General features: G+C 38.4%; 13 protein-coding genes. 3 read left to right on the top strand and 10 right to left on the bottom strand.

Going from position 1 to position 12,281, the window contains the following annotated elements:
* The first annotated feature begins 424 nt into the window (after positions 1-424).
* Complete coding sequence (locus A5888_RS01735; RefSeq protein WP_086347546.1) at positions 425-1,705, top strand: MFS transporter; 1,281 nt, start codon at positions 425-427, stop codon at positions 1,703-1,705.
* 88 nt (positions 1,706-1,793) lie between these two features.
* On the opposite strand, the gene A5888_RS01730 is transcribed toward A5888_RS01735, so the two are convergent.
* Positions 1,794-2,444 (bottom strand): HD domain-containing protein, encoded by a 651-nt coding sequence (locus A5888_RS01730; RefSeq protein ID WP_086347545.1) that lies wholly within the window; start codon positions 2,442-2,444, stop codon positions 1,794-1,796.
* Positions 2,445-2,655: 211 nt separating this feature from the next.
* Between A5888_RS01730 and A5888_RS01725 the strand changes: the two genes are divergently transcribed.
* Complete coding sequence (locus A5888_RS01725; protein WP_086347544.1) at positions 2,656-3,198, top strand: LysM peptidoglycan-binding domain-containing protein; 543 nt, start codon at positions 2,656-2,658, stop codon at positions 3,196-3,198.
* A gap of 17 nt (positions 3,199-3,215) precedes the next feature.
* On the opposite strand, the gene A5888_RS01720 is transcribed toward A5888_RS01725, so the two are convergent.
* The 9 genes from A5888_RS01720 to perR all read right to left on the bottom strand — a co-directional run bounded on the left by A5888_RS01720 (position 3,216) and on the right by perR (position 11,183).
* Positions 3,216-3,716 carry a GNAT family N-acetyltransferase gene (locus A5888_RS01720; RefSeq protein ID WP_086347543.1) on the bottom strand — a complete coding sequence of 167 codons (501 nt, stop codon included), beginning with the start codon at positions 3,714-3,716 and terminating at the stop codon, positions 3,216-3,218.
* A gap of 23 nt (positions 3,717-3,739) precedes the next feature.
* Positions 3,740-4,621, bottom strand: a complete 882-nt coding sequence (locus tag A5888_RS01715) for an SPL family radical SAM protein (protein ID WP_086347542.1) — start codon at positions 4,619-4,621, stop codon at positions 3,740-3,742.
* 80 nt (positions 4,622-4,701) lie between these two features.
* Positions 4,702-5,196, bottom strand: coding sequence for a cysteine hydrolase family protein (locus A5888_RS01710; RefSeq protein WP_086347541.1), 495 nt, complete (start codon positions 5,194-5,196; stop codon positions 4,702-4,704).
* A 159-nt stretch (positions 5,197-5,355) separates the two neighbouring features.
* Entirely contained in the window at positions 5,356-6,222 is an 867-nt protein-coding gene (locus tag A5888_RS01705) for a YitT family protein (protein WP_086347540.1), read from the bottom strand.
* 242 nt (positions 6,223-6,464) lie between these two features.
* Positions 6,465-7,517, bottom strand: coding sequence for a helix-turn-helix domain-containing protein (locus tag A5888_RS01700; RefSeq protein ID WP_086347539.1), 1,053 nt, complete (start codon positions 7,515-7,517; stop codon positions 6,465-6,467).
* 211 nt (positions 7,518-7,728) lie between these two features.
* A complete protein-coding gene (locus A5888_RS01695; protein WP_086347538.1) occupies positions 7,729-8,391 on the bottom strand; it encodes a YczE/YyaS/YitT family protein in 663 nt (220 codons plus the stop codon).
* A gap of 256 nt (positions 8,392-8,647) precedes the next feature.
* Positions 8,648-9,997 carry an NADH oxidase gene (locus tag A5888_RS01690; RefSeq protein WP_086347537.1) on the bottom strand — a complete coding sequence of 450 codons (1,350 nt, stop codon included), beginning with the start codon at positions 9,995-9,997 and terminating at the stop codon, positions 8,648-8,650.
* Positions 9,998-10,354: 357 nt separating this feature from the next.
* A complete protein-coding gene (locus A5888_RS01685) occupies positions 10,355-10,735 on the bottom strand; it encodes a RidA family protein (protein WP_086348328.1) in 381 nt (126 codons plus the stop codon).
* A gap of 7 nt (positions 10,736-10,742) precedes the next feature.
* Positions 10,743-11,183, bottom strand: a complete 441-nt coding sequence (gene perR / locus A5888_RS01680; RefSeq protein ID WP_086347536.1) for a peroxide-responsive transcriptional repressor PerR — start codon at positions 11,181-11,183, stop codon at positions 10,743-10,745.
* Between the two features lie 402 nt (positions 11,184-11,585).
* Between perR and A5888_RS01675 the strand changes: the two genes are divergently transcribed.
* The gene (locus tag A5888_RS01675) at positions 11,586-12,227 is read left to right on the top strand and encodes a hypothetical protein (protein WP_086351112.1); all 642 of its coding nucleotides are present in this window, start codon (positions 11,586-11,588) and stop codon (positions 12,225-12,227) included.
* Positions 12,228-12,281 lie beyond the last annotated feature (54 nt).

The following is a 12,281-nucleotide window of genomic DNA, read 5'->3' as shown; positions in this document are numbered from 1 at the left end:
CCATCTTTCTCCTATAAGTCCCACGACGGATTTTCTATAGGTCATACGACGGATATTTTTCTAGGCAACCTATATTCACACATTTTTTTCAACAGCCGTGGTAAATAATCGAATCAGCTTGCTTTCATTTATTTAAGGAGCTGTCTATAGAAGGAGGCAAAGAATTAGTCAAATCACTCTCGTCACGATAGGTAAAATCCGTTATAATGAAAAAATATAGTAGCAACAAGGAGGATACAATCATGGTTATTTGCATCAAAAAACTCCATGCAAAGTCTTTGGAACAACTTGCATGGAGAATCACTTAAGGACTAATCGAAGCATTCAGTTATTTTCGACTGTCTCAAACAGGTCCTAGGAACCTGTTCCAAACGACTTTGCATTTTTGATAATACAAAAATGTTTATTAAGGAGCAAAGTCATTATGAAGCAACAACAAAATTTAAACCGTTTTATTATTCTCTGGATTACACAGACACTGTCATCCTTTGGGAGTGCCATGACCAGTTTTGCATTGATTATCTGGATCTATCAACAGCAAGGCTCGGCTCTAACAATGGGACTTCTTACTGTTTGTTCCTATGCACCCTATGTCCTTTTAAGTATGTTTGCCGGAGCACTTAGTGATAGGTGGAACAAGAAACGAACGATGTTGATTTGCGATAGTATCGCTGTATTAGGAACGCTGTCTGCTTTCTTTTTACTTCAAAGCGGACAATTAGCCATCTGGCACCTCTACCTCATCAACATCGTTAATGGTGTGATGGGGGCGTTTCAATCTCCGGCCTCTGATGTGGCGATTACTTTACTGGTTCCCAAAGAATACTTTCAAAAAACCAGTGGTATGCGGTCCTTTTCGAATTCGCTGGTTACAATGTTGACACCGGTGATCGCAACAATGCTCTTATCATTCTTTCGACTTGAGGTTGTTCTACTAGTGGATGGTCTTACCTTCAGCACAGCATTCATTGCTCTACTGTTATTCGTTCCCATCGAACAGCCCGATGAACCCTTGAGTGACAATTCTAAAGATGCTTCTATTTTATCATTAATAAAAGAAGGCATCGATTTTTTGAAGGTGAACAGAGGCATTCTTGAGTTGATTCTTTTTCTATCATCAATCAACTTAATTGCTTCAATGTCTGATACAGCACTACCCGCGCTTGTTCTGGCAAAATATCCTGATGAAGAAACCGTCTTAGGCATCGTAAATGGCTGTACTGGTTTAGCGAGTCTAATTGGAAGCGTCATCGTCTCGATTCGACGAGCACCTAAAAATCGAATCAAGGTCATTTGTGTAGCTTTATTCATCTCTATGGCCACGGAAAACTTCATTTTGGCAGTAACGGATTCTATTCCAATTTGGTGTATAGGTGCCATTCTCGGTTGGCTTCCAATCCCTTTTATGAGTGCAAATATGGATGTTCTCTTGAGGGAAAAAATTCCGTTGAGCATGCAAGGACGTGTCTATTCCGTGAGAAATGCCCTGCAGTTTTTTACGATTCCGTTGGGCCATTTACTCGCTGGTTTGATGATTGATGAATGGTTTGAACCAATTATGCATCAACAGACTTCCTCTCTCCTTTCCATTTTCGGTGAAGGAAAGGGTTCCGGCTCGGCTTTTCTCTTGTTTATTCTGGGAATACTTGGCGTTTTGATCGTTCTCTATTTTGGCTCATTAAAAAGAATGAAAGAGCTTGGTTGATCCATGATTATACTATAACGGTTGATTTAACATGTCATAAAAGACAAGCTAAATCAACCGTTTTTTCTGCATTATTAGTAAAAATCTGTTAACCCCACTCCTCTAAAAACTCATCTAAAAAGAGCAAAAGGAAGTGATGCCTTTTTTCACCTATTCTCTTAGCACATTTTGTATGAAGTCCACTTTTGAGCTTCAACAGCTTCTCATAAAAATGATTGATTACTGTACTCCCTTCCCGATAGGCTTCCTTACTTTTGAATTGAGCCACAGCTCGTTTGGGGTCATGGATTTTATGTCCCTTTTTACCTCCATAATAAGCAGTCCGAATGATTCCTATTGCACCCATCGCGTCCAATCGATCCGCATCTTGAACGATTTTCGCTTCTATCGTCAATGATTCATTTCTACCTTGCAAGGCTTCTTTACTATAAGAAACGTTGGTTATAACATGAAGAATTTCCTTTACTGTAGCTTCATCAACTGAAATGCTTAACAAAAATTCATGCAGCTTCTTACACGCAACTTCTTCGTTTTGTATCAGCTTATCGTCGATCACATCATGTAAATAAGCACCTGCTTGTACAATAAATAAAGAACAAGCTTCTTCAGCGGCAATCTGCTCCGCCAATCGCACAACACGATAGACATGATCCATGTCATGCCCACTCAAATCTTCTGCTAATATTTCAGCAGCGTATGCTTCTATTTGCTCCAACTGCTCTTCTTCACTTAACACCATGATTGAAAATCCTCCTTTTTTATCCAAATCTTCTATTGACGACATAATAGAAAGACTGGTAACATATAATTGACAAAACTTTTAGATTGAACAGCTTGTCTTTTACACTTTCATTTGGTTAAATAACAAAAAAATGCATAAAAACGAATGTTATTTCAAAATAGATGTGCTATACTACATTAGATAATTGAACAAAAGGGGAGTTTTTTTAATGGATAACGAACACACTAGCCGATCTGCTCGAAGAGATTCTGGTTCTTCAAGCATTTCTGTATTACTTGTACTTTTACTACTAATAAACACAATAGGTCTTGGTTATTTAGTATACCGTGCCTACCAATCAGATAATAAGCAAGTGGAATTTACAAATCAAGTCACACGTCTTGAAAATGAAATAGACAAACTTGCCAGAAATAGCTCAACCACAACAACGTCAAATAACCAAACCAGCTCATCAGCTTCTATAACGCAGTCAAGCACGTCAACCTCTTCTTCTGTTTTAGCAGAGACACAGGGCTCTACCACTCCTGATGTTCCAGAGGCTCAAGGCGGTGCCGAAAACACAAGTCCGGAACAAGCACAAACACCAAGTGATTCGACCACTCAGGAACAGCCGACAACTTATGTGGCTCAAGAAGGCGACTCGCTTTCATTGATTGCAGAAAATCATGGTCTTACACTGGAAGAGCTGATGCAAAAGAATAATTTGACGGATATGACTGTTCTCATTGGAGATGAACTGATCGTCCGCTAAAACAGTATAGATTTTTTTTAATTCAAGATCTTTGCCATATAGTACTCATCCAAATAAACGTCATTTTGAAAGATGGCGTTTATTTTGGTGCCTTCAATTTCGAATCCGGCTTTTTTATAGAGGGACACAGCACCTACATTTTCTGTAATTACAGTCAATTCTAGTCGTGTAATCTGCTGTTCGTTGGCCCACTTCTCTAAGCTTTGAAAGAAACGAGTTCCAATACCTTTTCTCTGAAGTTTTTCTTGGATACCAACTACTATATAGGCTGAATGGCTTATTTTTTTGAAGCCGCCCTGCTCTGCTTGGATATACCCAGCAATTTCTCCATCATCATCTAAAGCAACCAATAGAAAATCATGTTGCCTCAGCACATATTCTATTCGTTGCTCCATCTCTTCAACTGTTGTTGTTCTTTCTTCAGGAAGCATCAGCATATAGTCACTTTCATGATCCAATTGATGCTGCATTTTTAGAAACGCAGCGCCATCTCCCTTACGAATAGCTCGAACTCTCATAAGCGGTCCTCCTTCTCATACACCTAGAACAGGCTCTCTTGCTCTACTTGATAGTGTTTTTGATAATTGGCAACAATATCTGCCATTTCATAGGTAATTCCTAATTTAGTACAAAGATTCTTGAAATTGGCATTTAGCCGCTTGTCATTTTCAGCCGGAAAAAAGTAAGTGTCATTATAATTTTTTTTGTACTTCTCACTGACTTTTGGAGATAGCTTCTCCAGTGCATTAAAATAGTATTCCCTTTGTCGATCTCTAAGCGTCATCCCAAACAGCGGATAGATATAATCTACATTAGCATCCTTAGCTTTCAAAACTAAATCTGCTAACAGCTTCCAGTTATCTGTGACATATGGCAAGATTGGCATCAAAAGAATACCACTATATAATTGATTCTCTTTACATTTCGCTAACACAGCAAATCGCTCACTAGGCAACGAGACATGCCGTTCTATTTTACTGGCAAGTCCATCATGAGAGGTACTGAAAGAAAATCCGATATTTACCGGAGAATGCTGCTGAATCGATTTAAAGCGCACAATATCTCTTTCCAGTAAGCCGCTTTTCGTTGCTAACGAAACTCCGAAACCATGTGTATCAATCAGCTCCAATGCTTTTTGAGTCAAACAGTGCTTCTTTTCCAAGTGGTTGTATGCATCAGACATTGCTCCGAAGCCAATGACCCCCTTTTTTCTTTTCCCCTGAAGCTCTTTATTAAGTAGCGTCAAAGCATTTTCTTTATAGGTAACACGATCGAAATTCTCTACTTGGTAACAGTCACTTCTTGAGTCACAATAGATGCAGCCGTGATTGCAACCGCGGTAAATATTCATATTGTAATCCGTGCCAAACCATTCGCGATTCTTGGTTTTCGTTAGAATCTTTTTCGCCTGAATCGTCTCCATCGCTATTCCTCCTTGCTAAATCACTCTGTGACCTCTCTATAAATCATACACTCTGACCTTAGGAGAGAGTCAAGCTTTTATCAGAGAATGGTCAAAAATCGGTTATCCCAAATAGCTTCATGATGAGCAATAATCTGCGGAGCTGTCAATTGGTTATTATCAAGAGTGGTCACAGTTCCTTTTCTCATAAAGAGCTGATAGCCTAGTCCATGAGCCATACAAATGGTTGTATCAACACAATACTCAGTTTGAGCCCCACATATTTCCAGCTCCTTGATGTTCAACTGTTCCAGAAGCTCCCCGAGTACCGTTTGATAGAATGAATTGGCGTGCGTTTTTCCAACGAAATAATCGTTATTCTCCACCTTTAAAGTAGAAAATAGCTGCCAACTCGGAGAATCGGCAACTAAGTCCTCATCCTCATGCTGTATAAAAATAATCGGTTGTTCATTTTTTCTATAATGCTCGATTTGCTCGTTTACTTGTTCAATCACTTGATCGAGTTGATATAGCTTTTTCTCTCCTGACTCTAGACCAACCTGTAGATCAATAATCAACAATGCTCTCTTACCCATAAAACGCCTCTTTTCTTCCCCTGATTTTGAATCAACAAGAATTTATATTTTTTTATTATACCAGTAATTCCCATTAAGAAAACATAAAATCGTTCCTTTATAAAAGAAAAAAACAGGTAAGATATTCCTAAGAATACCTTACCTGCTAGTTGAAATCCACTACTCCATATACTCAAAAATGCGTTGTAAACTAAAGCCACGTCCAAACACTTCACTTGCTCCCATAGAAACTATGAACGCGTGCTCATCAATCTCCAGCAAGCTTTCCTTTAATAGAGGAAAATCCTTTTCTTTGATAACTGTCATGATCAGCATGCCTTTTTTCTCATGATAGCCGCTTTCTATCGGAATCAAGGTAACGCCTTTATCTAAGTTTTTTAGCAAGACTTGTTTCATTTCTTCATATTCAGGCGAAACAATAAACACATTCTTCGAACGAACGACACCAACCTGAATGATATCGATCACGCGTCCTGTTAAGAAAAGGCAAATCATCGAAAATAAAATGCGGTCCACATCAAATGCCAGTAATCCGGATAAAATAATGAAACCATCCACAATAGAAACAGAAAGTCCCAATGGCACTTTGAAATATTTATGGATGATTTGTGCGGGAATGGCTGTTCCACCAGTTGAGGCATTCCCCCGAAAAACCAAACCTAGGCCAATTCCAACACCGATACCTCCATAGATAGAAGCTAACAGCAGATTATCTGTCAGTGCTGGAATATTCCCAGTAATTCCAACAAAAAATGGAAAAATCAAGCTACCATAAAGTGTTTTCAAGCCATTTTCTTTTCCTAAAAAAATGAAGCACAGGACAAGCAAGGGAATGTTGATTGCATAGAGTATAATAGCCGGATTCCACCCAAAAAAATGATTTAATACAATACTAAGTCCAGAAACACCACCCGACACAATGGACATTGGCAGCAAGATGCTATTAATAGCCGCAGCCAATAAAAAAGACCCTACAGTCACATATAAGGCATCACGAACCGAATTTTTCATCATAAACGTTTTCATCCATACGCTCCTCTCTCATTTATATCCTTCGCTATACTATCATGGATTTTACTAGTATGTATCAAAAATGAGAGGAATTTTAATAAACAAAGAAAATCATCTTGCTACAACGAAAAAAGAGCATAGAAAATCAGTCACTTCTACACTCTAACTACAGATAAACCCAAATAAACAGTAAGTCAGAAGGGATTTTTTCGAAAATAAGCTTAACCCTCTAGCCCAATCCTCTCTGCTCTATTTAATCAAAATGCTGATATAATCTCTTGCGCTTCTTCGTACTCAGCGTAGCCAGATAACTCGTTAAAGTCCGTCAATAATTCTTCTAAATACAGTGCTCGAATCTTCTTTTGCTTATCCTCACCTGCCGAAAGCTGAATGCTAGAAAATAAGGGATGGGCACTCCAATCAAGTGGTTGCTCCGCTAGTTGAACTACCATCTTTTTGAACCATCTAGCCGCTGCTTCTTTATCGCCCATTTCAATTAGCTGCTTAACTTTTCTGGGTGCTGTCACAGACGGTGTAATCAAGTCGAAATTATCCTCCAGCTTTTCAAGCAATCCAAAACAGACAGTAGCCTGTGCATAGTCATCTACCTTTTCGGATAGTCTTCCAGTGATTGCCAACAACGAGCACACTTCATTGATTCTGCTAAACAGTTTTGATAAGGACAACCTCCTTGCTTGAGAATACTCCTTTTTATTCTCAAGAACATGCAGTGTCATATAAAATGTATCATAATCTGTCGAAGGAATTTTCTGAAGCAACTTTTCCAGCTCTTCCACACGATTTTCTCCCATCAAAATAACTGCGCCGGTATAAGTGGCATTCAATCGTATCCGTTCGTTCTCAGAATCAAATAGTCGCTTGTACTGTTCCAATGCTGCTTCTCGTCTTTCACTCACTTCTTCTTCATCCTTGAACGGCGAAAGAAGGCTGTATGTCCATATCAAATGTGCAGTTTGATACACTAACTCTTCTGAATGTGGAAATTCTTGGGTATATTTCTTTATTAAACACAATCCATCCGAAAAAGATTGTTCCTCAAAACAGGTTGTCACTTCGGTCATTATCTCCGCGAGTCGTTCCTCTGATAGCTGCAAAGAAAAATCAAAGAGCTCATCCAAGCTTACCTGAAGTGTATTCGCCAAAGGGATCAACAGTTCCGTATCCGGCAAGCTAGTCCCTGTCTCCCATTTGCTCACTGCGCCCGCCGAAACATTCAACTGCTTCGCCACTCCTTCTTGCGTCATTCCTCGCTTTTTCCGATAGCTTCGAATCGTTCCCCCTATAGTCATTTTTATCCACTCCTGTCCTTTATCTAACCTAACCTTACCATGTAGTTTCAGTAGAGACAATGGAAGCTCAAGCTAGAAAAATAAGCAAAACTTAACCCACAGGAATAAAGAAATGCTACACAAGCTCATGAAGTTAGATTACGTCTATTTCATTCAATAGGTTGAGAGCCTTCAAATGTTCTCCTACATAAAAAAGCAGGAAACCGATCGCTCACGATTCCCTGCTTTTATTCAATGTAGCAGCTTTTTTGACTTGTCCTTCAATAATCGGTTCACTAACTTTTTTATTCCAAAATTCAATCAATGGTCCTGTGAAAAACGCATTGATCACCGTTCCTACTCCTACTGGTCCGCCAAATACAAAGGCCAATAGAACAAAGGCAATATCCTGTATTACCCGAACACTTCTATATCTAAACTTCGTCCGATCAACAATCATCGGGGCAATTGCATCATAAGGCGCATTACCCAATTTTGCTGACATGTAAAAAGAAGCTCCGAATGTGAATATCAATACGCCTACAATCAATAGGAGCGCTCGTATCACCAGCGTTAACTCAATGGTAAAGATATCTTGATAGACCCATGTGAAAAAATCAATAAAGAATCCTGTCAGAACCATATTGATAATTGTTCCAATCCCTATATATTTTCTTCCGAAAATAAAAACCATAAGCAGGATAACAATATTGATCCCTAACTGATACACACCTAGGGAAAGCCCGAGTGTCTTCCCAATCCCTATATTTGCAGCAGTATATGGGTCCAGACCAACTTGACCAACACGTAAAGTTGCTGCCCCAAAAGCAAGAATACCTACACCGACAAAAGCAAAAATAGAGCGGATGATGGTTTCTTTTATTTTATTATTCATTTTTCCACCTCACATTTCTTTCAATATAAGCATCTCAAAATTAGCAAAAAAAGGCAAAATATACACCTTGTATCCACCGAAATAAAAAGGATTCAAGTAGAGATTGTGACGTATCTCTATTCGCAAAACAAGCGCAGGAAAATTTTTCCTACGCTCGTTCCTTTTATTTAGAAGCGAAATGAGACTAGCGGATGTTTCCAGTCCCCTATCATCTCACTCTTTATCTCACTATCTTAATGCTGTCATCTAAGACGAATTATTTACTGTTGATATCTGCCAAAGCAGCTTGCGCTAATAGATTCAAGTAGTTCCAAGGTCTGTCAAAATGAGGTTGGAAGAAGAAATCTGAAATTGCTAGATCTTCTACCGTCATTTTATTTTGAACAGCCAATGACAAGGTATTAGCAGATTGTGTGATGTCATACTTAGACATCAATTGTCCACCAACAATACGATTTGTCCCCTTCTCATAAACCAACTCCATCATAACATTTTCAGTTGTTGGCATGAACTCTGGACGATAGTTGTCCTCAAAATGAGTTGCCTCAACTTCTAGGCCATTCATTTTGCCACTTTCCAATGTCACACCAGTAGAACCGATCTTCCAGCCAAATAAGTAAAGTCCGGAAGTCCCTTGTGTTCCTCTGTACGCAAGCTTTTCTTCAGTTAAGTTATAGCCAACCAGCATTCCTTGACGAACAGCATTTGTTGCCAAAGGAATGTAGTTATTCGTTCCACTTGGGTTATAGTGTACAACTGCACTATCTCCGGCAGCAAGAATATCCGGATTACTTGTACGCATATATTCATCTACGATAAGAGCGCCGTTTTGTAACATTTCAACTTTTCCTTCAAGTAATGAAGTGTTCGGTCTAAATCCGACACACATAATAACCATATCTGCATCAAATTCCTGACTTGGTGTGATGACTTTCGTCACAGCACCAGACTCATCTGCCTTAAATTCTTTTACATTTTCACCTAAAGCAAGCTGTACACCACGGTCAACCAGCTCTTTTTCCAAAACATCTGTGAAAGGTTTATCTAAATATTTATTTAGAATACGATCTAAGCCATCGATCAGAGTAACTTGCTTTCCGGATTCAACAAAGGCTTCAACCAACTCGATTCCGATGTACCCTCCGCCTACAACTACAACTTTTTGTGCATCTTTCGCTTTTTCGATAATAACATTTGCTTGATTGTAATTTTTACACAATAGGACATTTTCAGAATCAATCCCTGGAATTGGTGGGATGATTGGCCATGAACCTGTTGTCATTACCAATTTATCGTAAGATACAGTCTCAACTGTTCCCGTATTCAAGTCTTTTGCGACAACTTCTTTGTTATCAACGTCTATAGATTGTACTTCATGCTCCATATTTACTTTTGCACCCAAAGATGCTAATTCTTCTGGATTTGAATAAAACAAACCTGCAGGATCTTTCACGACTCCTCCGACGTATAGCGCAATCCCACATGATAAGAATGACACATTATCATTTCTTTCATAGACAACTACTTCTGCCTCCGGATGATTTGCTAAAATGTTTTTTACAGCAGCTGTTCCAGCATGCGTACATCCTACAACTACAACTTTCATTATGTGTTCCCCTTCTCTCAACGATTTCTTAATAGTCAGCTATCTTAGTAGCTTACAATAGAACTATAACAAACTGAGAATTATTATTCGATTTTCGCGCTTGTGAATTCAAAAATATTTTTTCACAAACTTTCTGATAGACCTTACAATTAGTAAGTGAAATTGGTTCATTCTTACTAGAAAACAGAAAAAGCAATCAGATAGCTTTGCTATCCAATCGCTTTCAATTTCAAAATAAAGCTTATTATATGGGTAACGAAACCATGTACCCATTCATTTTTGTATCTGACAAATCAGTTTCACCTAATGGCTCTTTTTAGTCTGACTTTTCCTGACAAATATTTGTGAAATCGTTGATTACTCAGTAACTGAAGCAATAACTTCAATCTCAATTAGAACATCTTTTGGCAAACGAGCAACCTCTACAGCTGATCGTGCTGGCAGATGCGCTGAAAAAGCGTTAGCATATACTGCATTAAATGCAGCAAAGTCTTCCATGTTTTTTAAGAAGCATGTTGTTTTGACCACTTGATCAAACGAACTTCCAGCTTCTGCCAAAATAGCCGCAATATTTTTCACTACCTGCTCCGTCTGTTCTTCAATTGTTGTACCTACGATTTCTCCTGTTTCCGGATGAAGCGGAACTTGACCGGAAGCAAACAAAAGACCGTTAACAATGTTTCCTTGAACATAGGGGCCTATTGCCTTAGGTGCATTATCTGTATGTATCTTCTTGATCATAAAGCTACTCCTGTTCCTTCAATTTTTGACAATCCGGGCATAAGCCATATAGCTCCAGACGATGTTCATTGATTTCAAACCCTGTCAAACGACTGGCTGCCATTTCAACATCCTCTAACCCAGGATAATGAAAATCAACGATTTTGCCACAGTTTTGACAAATCGCATGGTAATGTTTTTTAGAACTAAAATCAAAACGACTGGCTGCATCGCCATAGTTCATCTCCTGAACAAATCCGATTTCAGTGAACAGTCTTAAATTATTATAAACAGTAGCAACGCTCATATTAGGAAAACGACTCTCTAATGCTCGGTAAATCTCATCTGCCGTTGGGTGCGTGTGGTTTTCAATCAGGTACTCTAAAATCGCATAACGTTGGGGAGTAATTCGAATATTGGCTTCTTTTAGTTCTGCCATTGCATTTTTGACCAATATATTATCCATTGATAAATCCCTCCTTTTATTAAATAATACTATTTCTAAACAAGCTTTACAAGAAATAATCGCTGAGAAGGTTGGAAAATAAGGAAAAAGCAATAAAATTCTTCAAATTTCCTTACTAAGTAATAAATAATACAATCTAAGAACAAAAAATTCTTTTATTGATTAAAATAAAAAAGAAGTGGGACTCCTCAGTTATTGTAGCTGTTTTACACGTCCACTCCTTCATCAAGTACGGAAATTCTTTTTTTTGATTATGATACCATGTAAACAAAAGCGTTTTCAAAACAACTTATTTGATTCATTTTTTTAGTTATCAATCAAAAAAGCGACTTGTGAAGAATAACCTTGTCTATTTTAACGAACTATGGACAATCATCACTTTTCTAAGGAGGGAAGCTACCTATGAATAAACCATTATCCATTTCCACGCTCTCATTTGCTTCTTGGGTAACGATCAGCTTATATGTCTATTTGCAAGGGCGCAGTGTGGGAAAAATCAACTATTTTCTTCTTTTACAACTATTCATTGGCATGCTGCTGATTTTTCTTCCCATTATGATCCAAACGTTTTTGCATGTTTCCTTTCCAGACATTCTCTCTGCCTTCTACCAGCTCTTTCTAATTCTCTCTATCTTTCTTGGAACAGGGCTAAACTTTGTCAATAAAATCCCTCATTGGGATAAAGGGCTACATGTGTTATGCGGAATTTTCTTTAGCCTCCTTGGTTACAGCATTTTCACACTATTTCTTGATACGACTAGCCCCCACTCCTTCTGGCCCTATGTTCTTTTTGGCTTCTGTTTTTCCTTAACTATTGGTCTCCTCTGGGAGTTTTGGGAATTCTTTTGTGATTGCTTTTTTGGGATGAATCTCCAACAGTTTAACGGCATACAAAAAATCCCTAAAATTGGTCAAGCAGCATTGATGGACACCATGCTCGATCTTTTAGCAGACTTTTTTGGTGCATTGTTGGTTGTTATCAACACACTTATTCAATGTACACATACTAAGAACTACTTCGTTCACTTTATGTTACAACGTTAGAATACTTGCTTTTCCAGCATTAAAAAACGACTAAGGTATTGCTCAGTCAGAGCA

This window comes from Enterococcus sp. 9E7_DIV0242 (assembly GCF_002140975.2).
In the GTDB taxonomy this organism is placed as follows: Bacteria; Bacillota; Bacilli; order Lactobacillales; family Enterococcaceae; genus Enterococcus_L; species Enterococcus_L clewellii.
Note: the sequence above shows the minus strand (reverse complement) of the source record. Positions and strands in the feature narration are given on the sequence as shown.